Raw genomic sequence first — 20212 nt, forward strand, 5'->3', positions numbered from 1 at the left:
TGCGCCTCGGACGGGGCCACAACTTGTCGCGTTACCCTGCTGGCATGGAAGGCCGTGCCCACAATATCGCCCACGTGCTCCGTCTGCTCACGGGGCTCGTCGTCCTGAGCGCCCTCATGGGGCTGCTCATGGCCGGCCTGGCCATCCCCGCGATCGGGGCCGGTGGCAGCGCCACCAAGAGCGGCGTCGAGGCGTTCAACGAGCTGCCGAGCGAGTTCTCCGTCTCGCCCCTGGCGCAGCAGTCACGCATCGTCGACGCCGGCAGCCGGCTCATCGCGAACCCCTACGACGAGAACCGCATCATCGTCCCGCTCAAGAACATCTCGCCGTGGATGCAGAAGGCCCAGATCGCGATCGAGGACGCCCGCTTCTACGAGCACGGAGGGCTGGACGTGCGTGGCTTCACCCGGGCCATGGTCTCCAACCTCCAGAGCGGCGACGTGCAGGGCGCCTCGACGCTGACCCAGCAGTACGTCAAGATCACGTTGCAGGAGAACGCCCTTCGACGTGACGACAAGGACGCGGCGAAGGCCGCCGTCGCCAAGACCTACACCCGCAAGCTGCAGGAGCTCAAGTACGCGCTGGACGTCGAGCGCAACTACACCAAGGAGCAGATCCTCACCGGGTACCTCAACCTCGTCTACTACGGCGACCAGGCCTACGGCGTCGAGGCCGCGGCCCAGAACTACTTCGGCGTCAAGGCCAGCCAGCTGACCCTGGTCCAGTCCGCGCTGCTCGCGGGCATCGTGCAGCAGCCGACGACCTACAACCCCGTGCAGAACCCGAAGCAGTCACAGACCCGGCGCAACGCCGTCCTCGACCGCATGCAGGTCCTCGGCATGGCCACCGCCAAGGACGTCGCCGCGGCCAAGAAGGTCCCGGTGGCGAGCATGCTGGGCAACCGCAAGCCGCCCAAGGGCGTCTGCCAGCGCTCGTCCGAGCCGTTCTTCTGCGCCTACATGATGGAGTACCTCCAGAAGTCGCCGCAGATGGCCGTGCTGGGCAAGACCCCGGCCGAGCGCCTCAAGAACATCAACCAGGGCGGCCTGACGATCAAGACCACGCTCGACCCCAAGCTCCAGCAGGCGACGCTGCGCGAGCTCACCAAGGCCGTGCCGATCAACAACCGGAGCAACCTCGGCGCCGCGTCCACCGTCCTCGAGCCGGGCACCGGCAAGATCCTCGCGATGGCCCAGTCGACGGACTTCAGCAAGAGCCAGCTCAACCTCAACGCCGACCAGCGCTACGGCGGCAGCCAGTACGGCTACCAGTTCGGCTCCACCGCCAAGACCTTCGCCCTCGTCGCGGCCCTCGAGTCGGGCATGCCGCTCGACGGGACCATCGACGCGCCCTCCGCCTCACCTGACGACCCCCACGTCTTCGAGACCAAGGAGATGAAGGACCGCTGCAACGCGCAGGACCCGTGGCCGGTGGAGAACGACTACCGCAGTGGCGGTCAGCTCACGCTCGCCCAGGCCACCGCCGAGTCGATCAACACCGCCTTCGGCCAGCTCGTCATCGACCTCGGCGGCTGCAAGGTCCATGAGGTCATGACCCGGATGGGCATCCACCAGGGCGACGGCAAGCCGATCAGCTCCTCGATCTCGTCGATCACCCTCGGCGCCGGGACGGTCACCCCGATGTCGATCGCCGCGGCCTACGCCACGCTGGCCGCCCGCGGGAAGCACTGCGAGCCCACCCCGATCGCGTCCATCACGGCGTCCGACGGCAAGGTCATCGCCGTGCCACCGGCGATCTGCAAGCAGGTCGTCCGCGCGGACATCGCCGACGGTGTCAACCAGCTGCTCCAGGGCCCGCTCGCGGATCGGCGCGGCACCGCCCGCGGCCTGTGGGACGTGAGCGCTCGGCCGGCGGCGGGCAAGACCGGCACGACCGACGCCCACAACCAGTCGTGGTTCGTCGGGTACACCCCGCAGCGCGCCGCCTCCGTGTGGATCGGCAACGTCAAGCCGGCCCGGGCCGACGGCAAGCTGATCACCCTCAACGGCAAGTGCTTCGGCGACTACGGCTGCAAGCGCAGCGTCTTCGGTGGCACCGTCGCGGCCCCTGTGTGGAGCGAGATCATGACGGCCGCGACCGCCGGCCTCCCCGTCGTCCCGTTCACACCGCCCTCGCAGGCGGTCCTCAACGGCAACTACGTCCCCCTCCCCGACGTCATCGGCAACGCGGTCAGCACGGCCACCGAGAAGCTCGAGGCAGCCGGCTTCAAGGTCAAGGTCGGAGCGCGCGTCGACAGCACGATCGAGGAGGGCCGGGTCGCCCGGACCAGCCCGGCCAACCGCGCCCCCAAGGGCGGAACGGTGACGCTGCTCATCTCGCGAGGCTTCGAGTCGACCCCGGTCACGCCGGCCCGGGTCACCGAACCCCGACGACCCATCGCCCAGCTAGCACCGCAGCCGACGCCGGAACAGGCGGCACCCGTCAGGCCCGGCCCGACTCCCAAGGTCAAGCCGACCAAGCCGCCGAAGCGCCCCTGAGCGGAGGTCAGCCGGCGAGGACCTGCCGGACGATCGCCGCGACCCGGCCGCCGTCGGCGCGGCCGGCGATCTCGCCCTGCGCGGCCTTCATGACCTGTCCCATCTGCGCCATCCCCGTGGCACCGCTCGACGCCACGGCGGTCCGCACGATGCGCTCCAGCTCGTCGTCACCGAGCTGCTGGGGCAGGTACGCCTCGAGGACGGCCAGCTCGGCGTCCTCGGTCTGCGCGAGCTCCGTGCGGCCGGCTCCGACGTATGCCGTCGACGCCTCCTTGCGCTTCTTCGCCTCCTTCGCGATGACCTTGAGGACCTCGTCGTCGGAGAGCTCCCTGGCCTCGGTGCCGGCCACCTCGGCGTTGGTGATCGCGGTGAGCGTCATCCGCAGCGTGCCCGAACGGACCTTGTCCTGGCTGCGGATGGCGTCGTGGAGGTCGCTCCGGAGGGTGGACTTGAGGCTCGGGTCGGTCATGGCCCCAGTCTGGCACCCGGCGTCAACCCGGATACTGGTGCGATGACGTCGACGACCGGGACCGTGATCCGCTCCCTTGCCGCAGTCGCCGGAGCCGGAGTCATGGGCGTCGCCTATGCCGGGCTCGTCGAGCGCAACTGGTTCGCCCTGCGGTCGGCGACCGTCCCCGTGCTGCCCTCGGGGGCCGCGCCGGTGCGCATCCTCCAGGTGAGCGACCTCCACCTCATGCCCCGTCAGGAGCGCAAGATCCAGTGGGTGCGGGATCTGGCCACGCTGGCCCCGGACTTCGTCGTGAACTCGGGCGACAACCTCGCCCACGTCGACGCCGTGCCGCCGTTGCTCCGGGCGATGGAGCCGCTCCTGGATCTCCCCGGCGCCTTCGTCCTCGGCTCGAACGACCGCTTCGCGCCGGTGCCCAAGAACCCCGCGCTCTACCTCACCCCTCGCCACGCGCGGCCGCCGAGGATGCCCCGCACGGCGCTGCCGGTCGACGCGCTCGTCGACGGCCTGCGCGCGGGCGGCTGGTCCGACCTCGACAACACCCGGACCACGGTGACGATGGGCGCGCACCGGGTGGAGCTCGTGGGAGTCGACGACCCCCACATCGAGCGCGACCGGTATGCCGCGGTGTCGGCTCCCGCGGCCGCCGACGTCGCGCTGACCATCGGTCTCGTGCACGCCCCCTACCAGCGCGTCCTCGACGCGATGACCGCCGATGGAGCCGGGCTGGTCCTCGCCGGCCACACCCATGGTGGCCAGCTGGCGCTGCCCGTCTTCGGCGCCCTCGTCACCAACTGCGACCTCGACCGGCGACGAGCCAAGGGGGTGTCGCGCTGGTGGCCGGGAGCCGGGGCCACGCCGTCGGCAGCGGCACCGGACGACGCGGCATACCTGCACGTGTCGGCCGGTCTCGGGACCTCGCCCTACGCGCCCGTGCGCTTCGCATGTCGTCCGGAGGCCACGTTGCTGACCCTCGTCGCGCGCTGACCGCGCCACCCCGGGACACCTCGGGGGATCGGATTTCGGGCGGGGGGCAGGCGTCGGTTATCCTCGGGTGTCGCGGAGCCGGATGGTGCCGCGCACTGCCACGGGGTGTGGCGCAGCTTGGTAGCGCGCTTCGTTCGGGACGAAGAGGTCGCAGGTTCAAATCCTGTCACCCCGACCAGCAGGGAGAAGGCCCCTGACCAGCAGAGATGCTGGTCAGGGGCCTTGCTCGTGCCGCCGGACCAGGCGCGCACCGGTCAACCCCGGCGCTCCTCGACGGTGCCGGTCCACGGCCCCGTCATCCCGTGGCAGGGACCGGCAGACTTCCGAGCGCCGCGAAGCGGGCGAGACGGGCCGCGTGACGGACGCCCGGCTCGGTCGCGAGCAGCGTGGCCAGCTCGTGCTGCAGGACCACGCCGAGCCGCAGGCAGAACGCCTCGGGCTCGGCGGCAGCGTCGGGCAGCTCCGGCACGATCCGGTCGACGAGGCCATGAGCCAGCAGGTCCAGTGAGCGCACCCCCTGGGCCTGCGCCATCTCGGGGGCGTGGTCGGTGTCGCGGTGGACGATGGCCGAGGCCCCCTCGGGAGGCAGCGGGGAGAGCCAGCCGTGCTGGGCAGCGACCGTGCGGTCCGCCGGCACGAGCGCGAGTGCCCCGCCCCCGGTCCCCTGGCCGAGGAGGACCGAGAGGGTCGGCGCCTCGAGGTCGACGAGCTCGGCGAGGCACCGCGCGATCTCGCCGGCCATCCCGCCCTCCTCCGCCTCCCGGGACAGGGCGGCCCCGGGAGTGTCGATGACGGTGACGAGCGGGAGCCGCAGCTCACGGGCGAGGCGCATCCCACGCCGTGCCTCGCGCAGGGCAGCCGGTCCCATCGGTCGGTGCTCGGTCTGGCCACGGCGGTCCTGGCCGAGCACGACGCACGGCACCTCGCCAAAGCGGGCGAGGGCCAGCAGGAGGCCGGGGTCGGACTCCCCCGCCCCTGTCCCGTTGAGCGGCACGACGTCGCGTGCGGCATACCGGAGCAGCCGGCGTATGCCGGGTCGTTCCTTGCGCCGTGACGTCGTCACCGACTCCCACGCCGGCACGTCCCGGACGAGGTCGTCGAGCCCGTCCGGCAGCGCCGGGACGGCGGGCGTCCGCGGCGCGGAGAGGACGGTGAGGGCGCGATCGAGGACGTCGGCCACCCGCTCCGGCTCGAGCACGGCGTCGACGATCCCGTGGGCGAAGAGGTTCTCGGCGAGCTGGACGCCCTCGGGGAAGGGCCTGCCGTAGAGAGCCTCGTAGACGCGCGGGCCGAGGAAGCCGATGAGGGCGCCGGGCTCGGCGACGGTGACGTGGCCGAGGGAGCCCCAGGAGGCGAGGACGCCCCCCGTCGTGGGGTTGCGCAGGTAGACGAGGTACGGCAGCCCGGCAGCCTTGTGTGCGGTGATGGCCGATGTGATCCGCACCATCTGGAGGAACGCGACGGTGCCCTCCTGCATCCGCGTGCCACCGCTGACCGGCGCGGCGAGGAGGGGCAGCCCCTCCTCGGTGGCGCGCCGGACGGCCCGGGTCAGGCGGTCGGAGGTCGCGACGCCGATGCTGCCGGCAAGAAACGAGAACTCGCCCGCGACCACGGCCACCCGGCGGCCGCGCAACAGCCCCTCACCGGTGACGATGGCCTCGTCGACCCCGGACTTCGCGCGGGCAGCTGCGAGCGCAGCGGCATACGCCTCGTCGGGTGCGACGTCGACGAGCGCCTCGTCCCAGGAGCGGTACGACCCGGTGTCGAGGACCAGACCGAGAAGGTCGTGGGCCGAGAGGCGACGGGTCAAGAGCGGTCCAGCCAGGCGAGCACGGCGTCACGGTCGGCGTCGAGGAGCGGCGGGGCCGAGTGCGCCGTCATCGTCGTCTCGGCGCCGGCCCCGTCGAAGAAGCGCAGCGGCGGTCCGGGAAGCGTGACCGGTCCCAGCGAGGCGTGCTCGACCTCGACGAGCAGGCCCTGCGAGCGCACCTGGTCCCAGTCGTAGACCTCGTCGAGCGTCCGGACCTTGCCGGCGGGGATGCCGGCCGAGGACAGCTTCTCGAGCAGGTCGGCGCTGTCGAAGGGGGCGAACGCAGCCTCGACGAGGTCGATGACCTCCTCGCGGTGGGCGGCGCGTTCGGGGTTGGTCGCCATGCCGGGCGCCTGGGCGTCCAGCCGGAAGGCTTCGCAGAAGCGGCGCCACAACCCCTCGCTGCCCACGGCGATCTGCACGGCACCGTCGCGGCACCGGAACAGGCCGTAGGGCGAGATGGAGGGGTGGTGGTTGCCCTGGGCGCGTCCGGTCTCGCCGGCGACGGTCTGCCGGGTGCCCTGGAAGGCATGGATGCCCACGACGCCGGCGAGCAGCGAGGTGCGCACCACCTGACCGCGACCGGTCCGCTCGCGCTCGAGGAGCGCGGCGAGGACGCCGTAGCCGCCCCACATCCCGGCGAGGAGGTCGGCGATGGGCACCCCGACCCGCTGCGGGTCCTCGGGGCCGGACCCGGTGACCGACATGAGCCCGGCCTCGCCCTGGGCGATCTGGTCGTAGCCGGCACGGCCACCCTCGGGGCCGTCGTGGCCGAAGCCGGTGATGCTGAGCACGACGAGCCGCGGGTTGAGCTCGAGCAGGCGCTCCGCCGAGAAGCCGAGACGGTCGAGCACGCCGGTGCGGAAGTTCTCGACGAGGACGTCGGCGCGTTCGACGAGCGCGGTCAGCACCTCGCGCCCCTCGTCGGACTTGAGGTCGAGGGCGATCGACTCCTTGTTGCGGTTGCACGACAGGAAGTAGGTCGAGACGCCCTCGGCGGGCGTTGCCGACCGACCGTCGCGGTCGACGAACGGCGGCCCCCACCCGCGGGTGTCGTCGCCGTGGCCGGGTGACTCGACCTTGATGACGCGGGCGCCGAGGTCGCCGAACATCATGCCGGCATGGGGTCCGGCGAGTGCGCGGCTGAGGTCGACGACGAGGGTGCCGCTCAGCGGCCCGGCACTCACAGCCAGCCCGGGGCGACGAGCAGGCCCCAGGTGACGAGCGGCGCGAGGACGACCAGGCTCATGCCCCAGCGCATGAGCTGGCGGAACACGAGGTCGCGCTCGCGCGCCTCGGCGTTGGCGACACACAGCGCGCCGTTGGTCGAGAACGGGCTGATGTCGACGACCGAGGACGAGATGGCCAGGGCGATGACGACACCGACGGCGCCGATCTGGCCGGTGAGCAGGAACGGCACCGCGAGCGGGATGAGTGCGCCGAGGATTCCCGTGGTCGACGCGAACGCGGAGACGACGGCGCCGATGAGGCAGATGAGCAGCGCGGCGAGGAGCGGGGCGCCGACGCCGGCGACCTGCTCACCGAGCCAGTCGACCGTGCCCTGGTCCTGGAGCAGGGTGACGTAGGTGACGATGCCACCGACGAGCAGGACGGTGCCCCAGGCGATCTTGTCGACGGCGCCCTTGGCCGACTCGGGGTAGATCAGGGTGAGGACGACCGCGACACCGAGGGCGGTGAAGCCGACGTCGAACTTCAGCAGCAGCGCCGAGATCGCGAGGAACGCGAGGCCGACGAGGGTGAGGATGCGCTCGGTGTTGAGCCGGGTGTCGTCGTCCTCGGCCGGCTGGTCGTCCGTGGCGACACCACCGGAGCGGGCGCGCTCGACGGCGGCGTCGGGGGTGCCGGTCACGGCCGAACGGGTGGCGGTCCGGCTCGCGGCGACGGCGGTCTCGCTGAGCTCGCTCTCGGCCTCGACGTCCCGGCCCCGGCTGATGAGCTCGCGACCACCGAAGAGGACGAACGCGAGGGCGGTGATGACGAAGCAGGAGATGACCGAGAGCGCGAAGAGCAGCGCCGGGTTGCCCGGGAGGTCGTTGTCGTCGACGACACCGTTGGTGATCGCCCCGAAGATGCCGATCGGGGAGAACGAGCCGCCGGTCGCGCCGAGGGTGATGGCCATGCCCATGAGGACAGGGCTGATCCGGTAGCGGGCAGCGAAGCCCATCCCGACCGGCGCGACGATGGCCACGGTGGCGGGGGTGGCGGCGCCGATGCCCGCGATGACGGCGCAGATGCCGAACATCGCCCAGGGGACGAGCGCGACCCTCCCCCGGACGACCCGGACGCTCGCATGGACCATCCAGTCGACCGTGCCGTTGTTCTTGGCCAGCGCGAAGAGGTAGGTGACCCCGACGAGGATGACGAAGAGGGTGGCCGGGAATCCGCCGACGACCTCGGCGGGACCCACGTCGAAGACGGTCACGCCGACGACTGCGGCGGCCACGAGCGCGAGGGCGCCCATGTTGATCGACCGCACCGTGGCGACGAGGAAGACGAGGACGAGCACCCCGAGGGCGATGACGTCGTTCATGTGAGCTCCTTTGCTCATCGAGGCCGAGCGCCTCGGTGGTTCAGTGGCCTAGCCTCTTGGCCAACGGGCCATCTTGTCAATAGATTGGGCCCATGCGCCTTTCCTCCTGCCCCGCGGACCAGCGGTGAGCAGCGCTGCCCCCCTGGGGCCGGGGGACGTCGGGGGAGGTGGCAGCGCCGAGGGTCCGCGCAAGCTCTTGCGTCCGCGCCTCTACGAGCAGCTGGCCGACCACATCGCCGACTTCATCGAGGCGCAGGGCCTCGCGCCCGGTGACCGGCTGCCTCCCGAGCGCCGGCTCGCCAAGGACCTGGGCGTCAGCCGGGCGACCCTCAGCCGCGCCCTGGTGGCCCTCGAGGTCCGCGGCCGACTCGAGGTCCGCCACGGTGACGGGGCGGTCGTGCGCGACCCGCACACCCGCGTGACCCTCCCACCGCTCGACGACGTCCCGCTGCACGAGCTCGTGGCGACGCGGATCACGACGATGACCGAGCTCGCGGGCCTGGCCGCGGTGCACCCGGACAGCGCACGGCGCTCCGCCCTCCTCGCCGACGACGGCGGGCACCGCGAGCTCGAGGAGGTGTGGGACTGCATCCTGCGGCTCACCGACGGGGAGTCGCTCCTCGCATGCATCGACGCCGCCCTGGCCGAACGTGTGCGCCAGCTCGGCGGTGCAGGGGCGCACCCGGGTCACGTGCGCGACCTCGCCGAGGCCGTCCGCCGTGGCCGGACGGACGAGGTGCCCGGCGCGGTGCGCGCCGTCTTGGGCGCCTGAGACCGCGTGGACCCCTCGCAGGTCGGTCTCGTCCTCGCGGCCGGGCTGGTCGCCGGCATCCTCACCTCGACGGTCGGCGTGGCCTCCCTCGTCAGCTTCCCGGTGCTCCTCGCCGTCGGCCTGCCACCGGTGGTCGCGAACACCTCGAACACGATTGGCATGGCGCCCGCAGGGGTGAGCGGGTCCTTCGGTTACCGCCGAGAGCTGCGTGAGCACCCGGGGGCGACGCGCGTGGTCCTCGTGACGTCGGCGCTCGGAGCGGTCGTCGGGTCGGCGCTCCTGCTGGGACTCCCGAGCCGCGTGTTCGAGGTGGTCGTGCCGTGGCTCATCCTCGGCACCTGCCTGCTCGTTGGCGCTCAGCCCCGTCTCAAGGCCTGGGCCCGGTCACGACGCAGCGCCCAGCCCGGTCATGACCACCCCGCCTCCCGCATGACGGTGTCAACCCGTCTGTTCGCCACCCTGACCGGGGTCTACGGCGGCTACTTCGGCGCTGGCTCGGGCGTGATGATGCTGGCCGTGCTCGGGCTCGGCACGTCGCTCGAGTTCAGGATCCTCAACGCCCTCAAGACGTATGCCGTCATGGTGGCGAACCTCGTCGCGGCCGCCGTCTTCGTCGTCATCGCTCCCGTCGACTGGCCGGCGGTCCTCGCGCTGGCCGCCGGCTCGGTGGTGGGGGGCTACGTCGGCTCACACCTCGGCCGCCTCCTTCCCGAGCCGGTCCTTCGCGCTCTCGTCGTCGTGGCCGGGATCGCCGCCGCCGTGCACCTCTGGTCGTGACGCGGTGTCCGGGGCGCCGGCGCGCCTCCGCATACTGGCCACCACGCGAGTGCCGCCACCCGGCACGTGCGACGCCAGCCACCAGGAGCCCACGTGAACCCCGAGGCCACCTCGCGCACCATCGTCATCACCGGCGCCAGCGACGGGATCGGGGCTGCCGCCGCCCGCACCCTGGCAGCCGCCGGCCACGAGGTCGTCATCGTCGGCAGGTCCCCCGAGAAGACCGCTGCGGTCGCCGGGGAGCTCGGGGCGCCGTTCCACGTCACCGACTTCGCCGACCTCTCACAGGTCCGCTCCCTCGCCCGGAGCCTGCAGGAGGCCCATCCCCGCATCGACGTGCTGGCCAACAACGCCGGCGGCATCATGGGCGAGCGCTCCCTGACCGTCGACGGCTTCGAGAGGACCTTCCAGGTCAACCACCTGGCCGGCTTCCTGCTCACCCAGCTGCTCCTGCCGACCCTCGTGTGCAGCAGGGCCACGGTCGTCCAGACCGCGAGCGCGGCGGCCCGGCTGTTCGGTCGCTTCGACCTCGACGACCTGCAGAACGAGCAGGCCTACTCGCCCCAGAAGGCCTACGGCAACGGCAAGCTCGAGAACATCCTCTTCACCCGCGAGCTGCAGCGCCGGCACGGTGCCGACGGGATCGCGGCCGTGGCGTTCCATCCCGGGATCGTGGGCACGAACTTCGCCAGCGACTCCACGAGCCTGATGCGGTTCATCTACCACACGCCCGGCCTCAACCGGCTCTTCACGACCTCGCCCGACCAGGGCGCGGACCAGCTCGTCTGGCTGGCGCAGTCGACGCCGGGGTCCGACTGGGAGCCCGGCGCCTACTACGAGAAGCGGCGGGTGACGAGGTCCGCCGCGGCAGCGCATGACGACACCCTCGCCGCAGCGCTGTGGGAGGCGTCCGAGGACATGGTCCGCCAGTCGGCCGCCTGACCTCCGCAACGTCCCACGGGGCGAGCCTCAGGCCGGCGGGACCGACGGGAGCACGGAGGCGTCCTCGGGCAGCCCGTCGGCCCAGAAGTCGAAGGTCTGGGCCAGCCAGAACGTCGCGAACGACAGCAGGAGGACGACCTCGACCCAGAGCACCCACTCGTCGGGGGTGTCGCCGACGCCGAGCTGGTCCATGACGGCCAGGGCGATCGCCGCCAGGAACGTCACAACCATGACACCGGCCACGGCGGCGTAGACCCCGGCGTACGCCTTCCCCGCCCGTGCCCGAGCGGCGTCGTCGCGGCGGCTCCGTGCCCTGCGGGCGTTGACGTAGGCCACGCCGGTGACGAGGGCGAAGAGCGGCGTGGCGGCCCCGAAGTGGGCCACGTCGAGGAAGGACTCGCGGGCGAGGCCGAACCACAGGACGAACCCGGCGAAGACCACGATCGCCAGCGCCAGCCCGATCCTCGTGGCGCGCGAGGACTTCCGGCGCCTCACCACCACGTGGCCACCGAGAGCCACGCCGGCCACGCCGAGCGCGATGAGGCTCGTGATGTTGTTCTCCACGGCGGGGACGAACTCCGGCGGAACGGAGCAGCGCCCGTCCGGGTCGCAGGGCGCGCCACCGGCCCCGCGCGGGGTGGGCACGAACGCGACCACCGGCGCGAGCATCCCGGCGATGTTGAGCGCCGTGTCCTCGAACCCGCGACGCCCCACGATCGCCACGAGGCTGATGCCGATGGCGACGAGCGCGCCGACGAAGACGCTGCGCGCGGGCGTGTAGTAGTAGGCGCTGATCGAGCCGAGGTGGCGGTTGGCCTCGAGGCCGTCGAGCCGTTCGAGCCACACGGCGAGCAGGAGCAGCAGCACGAGCCCCACGAGGCTGAGCCGCAGGTAGCGGTACGTCCGCACGGCGGCGCTGGCACGCACCCCCGGACTGGTGACCGGCTGGGCGACGGTCGCCGGCGAGGTCTCGGTCCCGGTCTCGGACATCAGTGGTCCCCTCTCGTGACGTGGTCACCCCAGAGGAGACGTCACGACCCGCGCAGATACCTCATAGACCCGGTATGCCGCCCGCTGCCGTCAGCCCTGCCCGATCGAGGTGCGGAGCTCGCCGAACCACGGCGCCGACACGTCGAACGTCTTGCCGCCGGCGATCCGCGGGAACTCGATGGTGCGCAGCTCGTCACCGCGCTCCTCGTCCTCGCCGATGACGCCCGACTCACCGCGCAGGGCAGCGTCGACCGCGTGGTCGGTGCAGCGGCGGATGAGCTCGAGGTCCTCGGGACCGGCGGCCGCCGAGCGGGAGAAGTAGCCGGACTTCTGCACCATGACCTTCTCGGCACCCAGCCGCTGCGCGAACTGCTTGCCGAACCACGCGCCGGGGTTGACCTTGTCCAGCTGCACGTGACCGAACGGGTCGACCGGGACGTCGAGGCCGGCGGCCTCGAGCTCGGCCACCACCTCGGCGACCCCGGCACCCTCGGAGAGGAAGATGTTGACGCAGCCGATCTCGTCCATGACCGCCCTGAGCCGGGCGCTCTCGCCCGCCAGGTCGATCGGTGCCTCCGGCACGAAGACCGCGTGCACGTCCCAGCGGCGCGAGTCCAACCCGATGCCGGGCAGCCACTCCTGCTCGCCCACCCAGGCGTGGTGGCGGCGGGCGGTCTCGGCCGTGAGCCAGCCGCAGTGTCGGCCCATCACCTCGTGGATGATGAGCATCCGCGGGTTCGAGGAGTGCTCGGCGAGCACATTGCGGGCGAAGATCGCCGCCTGCTCGGCCGCGGTCCATGCCCCCAGGGACTGCCGGATCGGCACGACGTCGTTGTCGATCGTCTTGGGCAGGCCGACGACCGTCAGCGGGTAGTCGTTCTCCGCGAGGTATGCCGCGAGGTCGGCTGCCGTGGTGTTCGTGTCGTCGCCCCCGATGGTGTGCAGGACGTCCACCCCGTCCGCGGTGAGCTGCTCGGCCGCGACGTGCAGCGGATTCTGTCCCTCCCGCACGAGTCCCCGCTTCACGCAGTCGGCGACGTTGGTCAGCTTGACGCGGCTGTTGCCGATCGGAGATCCGCCGAAGCGGTGCAACAGACCGGCGCCGGCGCGGACCTCCGGGGTGACCTCGACCGAGCGGCCGGTGAGCAGGCCGGCATACCCGTTCTGGTAGGCGAGGATCCGGGCGTCGGGAGCGACCTCGGTGTAGCGCTCGATGAGTCCGCCGACGGCGGAGGACAGGCAGGGAGCGAGGCCGCCCGCGGTGAGCAGGGCAACGGTCTGGACGGGCATGGACGTACAGCTCCTCAGGCGAGGGGAACGGACAGCAGCCAGTCTCTCAGTGTGACCGCAGCCACAGTGACCGCCTGCTCGCCCCTCGGACGGCCGGCCTCACTCGCAGGGGCGCGAGACCGTCGGCGGCGGGTCCTTGCGGACCGCAGGCTTGGGCGGCATCTGCGCGACCGGGGTGACCTTGTCGAACCTGTTGCCCAGCACGACGTCGATGGTCATGTTGTCGCGGGGCACCTGGGCCAGGATGGCGCCGTCGATGTGCCTGGCCACCTGTGCGGCGGCGAGGTCGGCATCGGGACCGTGCCTGATCACCGCCACCTCGTTGGGCAGGAACGAGCCGTCGGGGTCGTTGCCCTGCTTGCCTCCCTTGAAGCCTCGGGAGGTGAGGTCGGCGAGGGTGGACTTCGCGAGGCCCGAGCGCCACGTCGTGTTGTAGACGTTGACGGTGTAGGAGGACATCTTCGGGGGCTTGGGCGGCGGGGCCGGGAGCAGCGAGGTGTAGTCGGCGCCGAGGACGAAGGAGATCGACGTGCCCGCGCGGCCGTCGTACTCGAGCTCGGCACCGGCGATGGTCTGGGCGGCCAGGAGCGCCTGGTCGAGACCGGCCCTGCCGTGGTAGATCCGCGCCGGAGCCTTGACGTAGAGGGACCGAGGAGCACTCGACATGCTGACGACGTTGAAGCCGCGACGGCTGAGGTTGCGCCCGACCGCGTGGGCGGCGCCGTCCTGGCCCGAGGTGTTGAGGACGGTGACCTTGAACGACCCCACCGGCGGCGCCGGCACCTTGACCGGCTCGCAGGTGGGCGCCGGCGGCTCGTCGGTCATGAGACCGGTGCCATAGGCGGCGGCGATGCTGGCCGTCCCGAGCAGCAGTGCGGGGATGGTGACGAAGGCCGCGAGGTGGCGGAACTGGTAGCGGCGCCAGATCTGGTCGTCGCTGAGCTCCTCCGCGGCACGCGCCCGGACGAGGAGGTTCTCGTGGACGGTGTCACGGGTCAGGCCGAGGCCTCGACGGGCCAGGTCGCGAGCCGCGGAGGCGGTGCGCACCGGCAGACGCTGGCGCTGAGCTCGATCCGCGGTGGGCGAGTCGCCCGCCCTCTCGTCGCCGAAAAGATCCTCGACGTGGCCCTCGACCACGCCCTCGGGTCGCTCCGACCGTGACTGACGTCCGAACACCGTTCCTCCTCACCCAGGTCGACGACGGTGGCTCTGCACGAATCACACCACGAGTCACATGAGTCCCATGAGCAACACGCACATTCCGTCATCGAACCGAGACCGGCCGTCCACCCCGGCGTCGGTCAGAGCGTCGCGGCGACGAGCTCGGCGGTCTGGAGCATGTTGAGCGCCGCGCCCTTGCGCAGGTTGTCGCCGCAGACGAAGAGGTCGATCGTGCGGGGGAAGTCGATGGCCTGGCGCATGCGCCCGACGAAGCGGGGGTCGGCGCCGACGATGTCGACGGGGGTGGGGTAGTCGCCGTTCTCGGGGTCGTCCATGACGACGACGGCCGGCGCCTCGACGAGGGCCTGCCGCGCCCGGTCCACGGTGATCGACCTCGCGAAGGTCGCGTGGACCGAGACCGAGTGGGTGGAGACGACCGGCACTCGCACGCAGGTCGCGGATACCCGGAGGTCGGGCATGTCGAGGATCTTGCGCGTCTCGTGACGGATCTTCGACTCCTCCGAGCTCCACCCCTCACCGACGTGCGTCCCCGCCCAGGGCAGCACGTTGAGCGCAAGCGGCCCCCCGAAGAGGCTGGGTCCGAGCTCGTGCTCGATGGCGCGTCGCACGTCGCCCGGACGCATTCCGAGGTTCCGGTCGCCGCCGACCACGGCGATCTCGTCGTGCAGCCGGGTCATCCCGGCGCGGCCCATGCCCGACGCCGCCTGGAAGCTCGTCACGACGAGCTCGGTCAGCTCCCACTGCGCGTGGAGCACGGCGAGGACGTCGATCATCGTCATCACCGTGGCTCCGGGGCTGGCGATGATGCCGCGAGGGCGCTCGTGCACGGCCTCCGGGTTGATCTCGGGCACGACGAGCGGGACGAGGGGGTCGCGTCGGAAGGTGGGGCTGTTGTCGACCACGACGGCGCCGCGGCTGACTGCGACCCCGGCCCACTCGGCGGAGATCTCCGGGGGGATGTCGACGACGGCGACGTCCACGCCGTCGAAGAAGTCGGGGGTGAGGGCCTCGACCTTGAGGTCCTCGTCGGCCACCCGGCAGATGGAGCCGACGTCCTCGGCTCCGGCGGCGAGGCGCACCTCACCCCAGACGTGACGGCGCATGGGCAGGACGTCGCGCATGACGGTGCCGACGGCACCGGTGGCTCCGACGATCGCGAGAGTGGGTCCTGCGGTGGAGAGGCTCATCCCTGCAGTCGGCCCCTCAGCGGCCCGTGCCGGCGTAGACGACGGCCTCGCCGTCCTCGGAGTCCAGCCCGAAGGCGGTGTGGACCGCGCGGACGGCCTCGTCGAGCAGCTCGCTGCGGGTGACGACGGAGATGCGGATCTCGGAGGTCGAGATCATCTCGATGTTGACGTCGGCATCCGCGAGCGCGCGGAAGAAGGTGGCGGACACCCCCGGGTTGGAGCGCATGCCGGCACCGACGAGGGACAGCTTGCCGATCTGGTCGTCGTACTGGAGCCCGGTGAAGCCGACCTGTGTCTGGATCGCCTGAAGCGCCTGCATCCCGCGCTGCCCGTCGGTCTTGGGCAGCGTGAACGAGATGTCGGTCAGCCCGGTCTCGGTCGCGGAGACGTTCTGCACGATCATGTCGATGTTGATCTCGGCGACGGCGACGGCGTGGAAGATCTGCGCGGCCTTGCCGGTCTGGTCGGGCACGCCGACCACGGTGATCTTGGCCTCGCTGAGGTCGTGAGCGACTCCGGCGATGATCGGGGCTTCCACGGCTTCTCCTTCGGGACCGGGCTGGTCCGAGACGATCGTGCCCTCCTTCGGGGTGAAGGAGGAGCGGACATGGATCGGGATGTCGTAGCGCCGGGCGTACTCGACGCTGCGCAGGTGCAGCACCTTGGAGCCGCTGGCGGCGAGCTCGAGCATCTCCTCGGCGGAGATGCGGGACAGCTTGCGGGCGGCCGGCACGATCCGCGGGTCGGCGGTGAACACGCCGTCCACGTCGGTGTAGATCTCGCAGACCCCCGCGCCGAGGGCCGCCGCGAGGGCGACGGCCGTGGTGTCGGTGCCGCCGCGACCGAGGGTGGTGATCTCCTTGGTCGTCTGGCTCACGCCCTGGAAGCCCGCGACGATGACGACGTGGCCGTCCTCGAGGGCTCCGGTGATCCGGCCCGGTGTGACGTCGATGATCTTGGCCCGCCCGTGGACGCCGTCGGTGATGACGCCGGCCTGGCTGCCGGTGAAGGAGCGCGCGGTCAGCCCAAGGTCGTGGATGGCCATGGCGACGAGGGCCATGCTGATCCGCTCACCGGCCGTGAGCAGCATGTCGAGCTCGCGTGGCGGAGGAAGCGGGCTGACGCCCTGGGCGAGGTCGAGCAGCTCGTCGGTGGTGTCCCCCATCGCCGACACCGCCACGACGACGTCGTTGCCGCCCTTGCGGGTCTCGGCGATCCGGCGCGCCACCCGCTTGATGCTCTCGGCGTCGGCGAGTGAGGAGCCGCCGTACTTCTGGACGACGATCGGCACGAGGACTCCCATGCGGTGGGTCACGAGCAGGTGGACTGCGCCGAGTCTATCGAGCCACCTGAGCACCCGATCTCACGCCCGTATGCCGGTCGGGGCCCTACATTCGCGTCATGAGCTCCGACGACGCGGCCGTGTGGCCCGACCAGGGTCCACCCGAAGGGGCGCCCGCTCCCGCGGCGGGCATCGTCGTGACGGGGGTGCGGCGCGCGTTCGGTGACGTCGTCGCCGTCGACGACATCTCTCTCACCGCGCGGCCGGGCGAGGTCACGGCGCTCATCGGGCCCAACGGAGCGGGCAAGACCACGCTCATGCTCATGCTCGCGACGCTGCTCGTCCCGGACCGAGGGTCGATCACCATCGACGGGATCGACCCGGTGACCGACCCCCGCGGTGTCCGCCGCAGGATCGGCTGGATGCCCGACGGGTTCGGCACGTGGGACGCGCTCACCGTGCGCGAGGTGCTGCACACGATCGGGGCGGCCTACGACCTGCCGGCCGCCGAAGCGAGGGCACGGACCGAACAGGTGCTGGCGCAGGTGCACCTCGGCGACCTCGCCGACCGGCGGGCCCGGGTGCTCTCACGCGGCCAGAAGCAGCGGCTCGGCATGGCTCGGGCCCTGCTGCACCGGCCGACGACCCTCATCCTCGACGAGCCTGCGTCGGGGCTCGACCCTCGCAGCCGCATCGAGCTGCGAGACCTGCTGCGCTCGCTCGCGGCCGACGGGACGACCGTGCTCGTCTCGAGCCACATCCTCACCGAGCTGCAGGAGATGGCCGACCGGGCCGTCATCGTCGCCGGCGGCCGGACCATCGAGACCCAGGCCGTCGAGGGGGCGCCGGCCCTGCTCCGGACCTGGCGGATCTCGGCTCTGGACCGCACCCGGCTGGTGGGCGAGCTCGACGCGGCACGGGTCGCGTGGCGGACGGCGGGGACCGCCGTCGACGTCGACCTCGGGAGCGACGAGGAGGCAGCCGCCCTTCTCGCGCGTCTCGCCGGCAGCGGCGCCCGGGTCACGGCATACGCACCGCTGCACGGGACCATGGAAGCCGCCTACCTGGCAGCGACGGAGGAGCGACGATGAGCTGGTCCCGCCTGTGGACCGTCGCCCGCCTCGAGCTGGTGCAGCGGATCCGGACCTCTCGCTGGCCGATCGTGCTCGGAGCGTGGGTGGCCGTCATCGGCCTGGTGACCCTCGCCGCCTGGTGGGCCGTGCGCGACAGCGACGTCGCGTCGGGGCCCTCGCTCTACGACGTGACGACGTTCTTCGTCCTCATGCTCGGCATGCTCGTCGTGCCGAGCCTCACCGCGACCACCGTCAACGGCGACCGGGAGCACGGTGTGCTGGCCATGATGCAGACGACCCTGGTCACGTCGTGGGAGATCGTCCTCGGCAAGCTGCTCGCCTCGTGGCTGGTCTCGATGTGCTTCCTCGCGACGGCACTGCCGTTCCTCGCCTGGGCCTGGGTCGCGGGGGGCATCGGCTTCGGCCGGATCCTGCTCTCGCTGCTCGTGCTCGTCATCGTGCTGGCCGTCGTCGCGGCCGTGGGGCTGATGTTCTCGACGCTCACCGCGCGCCCGGTCGCGTCGGCGGTGCTCACCTACCTCAGCCTGGCAGCCCTCGTCTTCGGCACGGTCATCGCCTTCCTCCTCGGCGCGGTGATCATGACCGAGGAGGTGCGGGTGACGGTGCGCGGCATCCCGGACAGCTACTGGAGCGCGGAGATCGCCCCTCCCCCCGAAGGACAGCCACCGCAGCCGACCGAGGCGGACTGCACAACCTTCACCCGAGCGCAGACGGTCGCCCACACGGAGCGGATCTGGCCGCTGCTGGCCCTCAACCCGTTCGTCGTCGTCGCCGACGCCGCGCCGTCGCGGATCAGCGAGACCGGGACGTTCGCCGGAGGGTTCACCCCGATGCGGTGGATCAGCGACGGGAGCCGAGACGCTCGCGACGGGGCCGAGGACCCGGGTCGGGTCATCGACGAGTGCAGCGAGACCGTCGCCGGCAGCGAGGCGGAGTTCGAACGGGCCCAGCGGTCGCGGGACGCGGCCGACCGCGCGCGGCGCGACGACAACGTGGTGTGGCCGTGGGGTCTGGGCTTCCTCGTGGCGCTCGGTGTGGGTTCGGTCCTCGTGGCGGAGCGTCGGGTCCGGACACCGGTGCGCCGCCTGCCGAGCGGCACCCGCATCGCCTGACCCCTTCGAGCTGAGTCAGGGGTGGAGGGCGTCGAACTCGGCCTCGGCGACGATGTCGGCGTCGGCGTCGAGGCGGATGTGGGCGAGCAGCGCCTGCACGACCCGCAGCGCACTGGCTGCGCGCTCGCCCCAGTCGGAGAGGTAGCTGAACTGCCACCACCAGAGTGCCTCGAGGATCCGGCCCTCCTCGTGGTGGCGCAGCCCGTGCGTCAGTGCCGAGGCGACCACCGTGAGGTCGTTGGCGAGCGAGCCGGTCGTCAGCTGCGGGTCGGTCACGGGGTCGACGACGTCGGCATAGACGTCCAGGCCCTCCAGCAGGTTGGTGAGGTTCTCGCGCAACGGGTCGAGCTCGACGTCCGGTCCGGGGTCCACCTCGAAGCGGTCCTCCGGAACGATGTCCTCGATCGCACCGAGGCGCGCTCCCATGACGAGGACCTGCGAGAGCGCGAGCAGGCCGAGGGGCAGCGAGGCCGACGGGTTGGTGCCGGAGGCGATGTCCGTGACGGTGACGAGGTAGGTGCGGGCCTCCTCGGCGGAGTCCGCGGCGAGGGCGCGCAGGTCGGCGAGCCGGTCGATGGCCGTTTGGTCCGGAGGTGCGGTCTCGTCAGGCATCGAGCAACCTCCTGCCCTCGAAGGCACGACCGAGCGTGACCTCGTCGGCGTACTCCAGGTCGCCTCCGACCGGCAGGCCGGACGCGAGGCGGGTGACGCGGAGGTCCATGCCCTTGAGGAAGCGCGCGAGGTAGCTCGCCGTCGCCTCACCCTCGAGGTTGGGGTCGGTCGCGATGATGACCTCGGTGACCTCGCTGCTCGCGAGTCTCGTCATCAGCTCGCGGAAGGTCAGGTCGTCAGGGCCGATGCCGTCGATGGGGCTGATCGCGCCGCCGAGCACGTGGTAGCGGCCCCGGAACTCCCGGGTGCGCTCGATCGCCACGACGTCCTTGGGCTCCTCGACGACGCAGATGCTGCTGAGGTCCCGGCGGGTGTCGGCGCAGATCCGGCACAGCTCCGACTCGGCGATGTTGAAGCAGATCGCGCAGAAGCGGACCTTGGCCTTGACCTGGGTCAGTGCGTCGGAGAGGCGCTGCACGTCAACGGCGTCGGACTGCAGCAGGTGGAAGGCGATGCGCTGGGCGCTCTTGGGACCGACCCCCGGGAGCCTGCCGAGTTCGTCGATGAGGTCCTGCACTGCGCCTTCGTACACACCCCGAGCCTAGGCCACCGAGCCGTCGGCAGGCTCCACGCGCGGGTGCGGATCCCGCGCGGCAG

The 20212-nt window shown here is 71.6% G+C and carries 18 protein-coding genes and 1 tRNA gene; 8 read left to right on the forward strand and 11 right to left on the reverse strand.

From position 1 onward, the window contains the following. The first annotated feature begins 44 nt into the window (after window positions 1-44). Entirely contained in the window at window positions 45-2498 is a 2454-nt protein-coding gene (locus ACOJV9_RS12045; RefSeq protein ID WP_420185462.1) for a transglycosylase domain-containing protein, read from the forward strand. 7 nt (window positions 2499-2505) lie between these two features. Here the strand turns inward: ACOJV9_RS12045 and ACOJV9_RS12050 are convergent, their stop codons facing one another. Beyond that, a complete protein-coding gene (locus ACOJV9_RS12050; protein ID WP_420185463.1) occupies window positions 2506-2967 on the reverse strand; it encodes a GatB/YqeY domain-containing protein in 462 nt (153 codons plus the stop codon). A 42-nt stretch (window positions 2968-3009) separates the two neighbouring features. On the opposite strand from ACOJV9_RS12050, the gene ACOJV9_RS12055 reads away from it, so the two are divergent. Next, window positions 3010-3954, forward strand: a complete 945-nt coding sequence (locus tag ACOJV9_RS12055) for a metallophosphoesterase (RefSeq protein ID WP_420185464.1) — start codon at window positions 3010-3012, stop codon at window positions 3952-3954. A 101-nt stretch (window positions 3955-4055) separates the two neighbouring features. Further along, window positions 4056-4132 (forward strand) — tRNA-Pro (locus tag ACOJV9_RS12060). Between the two features lie 117 nt (window positions 4133-4249). Here ACOJV9_RS12060 and ACOJV9_RS12065 read toward each other — a convergent pair. The 3 genes from ACOJV9_RS12065 to ACOJV9_RS12075 are packed head-to-tail and all read right to left on the reverse strand — an operon-like array spanning window position 4250 to window position 8315. After that, window positions 4250-5764 carry a carboxyl transferase domain-containing protein gene (locus tag ACOJV9_RS12065; RefSeq protein ID WP_420185465.1) on the reverse strand — a complete coding sequence of 505 codons (1515 nt, stop codon included), beginning with the start codon at window positions 5762-5764 and terminating at the stop codon, window positions 4250-4252. Continuing rightward, complete coding sequence (locus ACOJV9_RS12070; RefSeq protein WP_420185581.1) at window positions 5761-6957, reverse strand: CaiB/BaiF CoA transferase family protein; 1197 nt, start codon at window positions 6955-6957, stop codon at window positions 5761-5763. Before ACOJV9_RS12070 ends, ACOJV9_RS12065 begins: the two co-directional genes overlap by 4 nt. Then, complete coding sequence (locus ACOJV9_RS12075) at window positions 6948-8315, reverse strand: SLC13 family permease (RefSeq protein WP_420185466.1); 1368 nt, start codon at window positions 8313-8315, stop codon at window positions 6948-6950. The genes ACOJV9_RS12070 and ACOJV9_RS12075 overlap by 10 nt, the downstream gene beginning before the upstream one ends. Window positions 8316-8439: 124 nt before the next feature. On the opposite strand from ACOJV9_RS12075, the gene ACOJV9_RS12080 reads away from it, so the two are divergent. The 3 genes from ACOJV9_RS12080 to ACOJV9_RS12090 all read left to right on the forward strand — a co-directional run bounded on the left by ACOJV9_RS12080 (window position 8440) and on the right by ACOJV9_RS12090 (window position 10806). Continuing rightward, on the forward strand, window positions 8440-9087 hold the full coding sequence (locus tag ACOJV9_RS12080) for a FadR/GntR family transcriptional regulator (protein ID WP_420185467.1): 648 nt from the start codon (window positions 8440-8442) through the stop codon (window positions 9085-9087). Between the two features lie 6 nt (window positions 9088-9093). Further along, window positions 9094-9864 carry a sulfite exporter TauE/SafE family protein gene (locus tag ACOJV9_RS12085; protein WP_420185468.1) on the forward strand — a complete coding sequence of 257 codons (771 nt, stop codon included), beginning with the start codon at window positions 9094-9096 and terminating at the stop codon, window positions 9862-9864. A 93-nt stretch (window positions 9865-9957) separates the two neighbouring features. Next, on the forward strand, window positions 9958-10806 hold the full coding sequence (locus tag ACOJV9_RS12090) for an SDR family NAD(P)-dependent oxidoreductase (RefSeq protein ID WP_420185469.1): 849 nt from the start codon (window positions 9958-9960) through the stop codon (window positions 10804-10806). Between the two features lie 27 nt (window positions 10807-10833). On the opposite strand, the gene ACOJV9_RS12095 is transcribed toward ACOJV9_RS12090, so the two are convergent. The 5 genes from ACOJV9_RS12095 to ACOJV9_RS12115 form a co-directional block, all read right to left on the reverse strand. After that, window positions 10834-11796: a hypothetical protein gene (locus tag ACOJV9_RS12095; RefSeq protein WP_420185470.1), complete on the reverse strand. Its 963-nt coding sequence runs from the start codon at window positions 11794-11796 to the stop codon at window positions 10834-10836. Between the two features lie 90 nt (window positions 11797-11886). Beyond that, window positions 11887-13086 carry a pyrophosphate--fructose-6-phosphate 1-phosphotransferase gene (locus ACOJV9_RS12100; protein ID WP_420185471.1) on the reverse strand — a complete coding sequence of 400 codons (1200 nt, stop codon included), beginning with the start codon at window positions 13084-13086 and terminating at the stop codon, window positions 11887-11889. 99 nt (window positions 13087-13185) lie between these two features. Beyond that, window positions 13186-14262: a LytR C-terminal domain-containing protein gene (locus tag ACOJV9_RS12105; RefSeq protein WP_420185472.1), complete on the reverse strand. Its 1077-nt coding sequence runs from the start codon at window positions 14260-14262 to the stop codon at window positions 13186-13188. Between the two features lie 125 nt (window positions 14263-14387). Next, complete coding sequence (locus ACOJV9_RS12110) at window positions 14388-15455, reverse strand: aspartate-semialdehyde dehydrogenase (protein ID WP_420185473.1); 1068 nt, start codon at window positions 15453-15455, stop codon at window positions 14388-14390. A gap of 16 nt (window positions 15456-15471) precedes the next feature. Continuing rightward, window positions 15472-16746 carry an aspartate kinase gene (locus ACOJV9_RS12115; protein WP_420185582.1) on the reverse strand — a complete coding sequence of 425 codons (1275 nt, stop codon included), beginning with the start codon at window positions 16744-16746 and terminating at the stop codon, window positions 15472-15474. 110 nt (window positions 16747-16856) lie between these two features. On the opposite strand from ACOJV9_RS12115, the gene ACOJV9_RS12120 reads away from it, so the two are divergent. Beyond that, complete coding sequence (locus ACOJV9_RS12120; RefSeq protein ID WP_420185474.1) at window positions 16857-17828, forward strand: ABC transporter ATP-binding protein; 972 nt, start codon at window positions 16857-16859, stop codon at window positions 17826-17828. Continuing rightward, window positions 17825-18943 (forward strand): ABC transporter permease, encoded by a 1119-nt coding sequence (locus tag ACOJV9_RS12125; RefSeq protein ID WP_420185475.1) that lies wholly within the window; start codon window positions 17825-17827, stop codon window positions 18941-18943. The genes ACOJV9_RS12120 and ACOJV9_RS12125 overlap by 4 nt, the downstream gene beginning before the upstream one ends. Window positions 18944-18958: 15 nt before the next feature. Here ACOJV9_RS12125 and ACOJV9_RS12130 read toward each other — a convergent pair whose 3' ends face one another. Next, the gene (locus ACOJV9_RS12130) at window positions 18959-19555 is read right to left on the reverse strand and encodes a DUF5063 domain-containing protein (protein ID WP_420185476.1); all 597 of its coding nucleotides are present in this window, start codon (window positions 19553-19555) and stop codon (window positions 18959-18961) included. After that, complete coding sequence (gene recR / locus ACOJV9_RS12135; protein ID WP_420185477.1) at window positions 19548-20147, reverse strand: recombination mediator RecR; 600 nt, start codon at window positions 20145-20147, stop codon at window positions 19548-19550. The genes ACOJV9_RS12130 and recR overlap by 8 nt, the downstream gene beginning before the upstream one ends. Window positions 20148-20212 lie beyond the last annotated feature (65 nt).

Source organism: Knoellia terrae (assembly GCF_048606435.1).
Taxonomy (GTDB): Bacteria; Actinomycetota; Actinomycetes; order Actinomycetales; family Dermatophilaceae; genus Knoellia; species Knoellia terrae.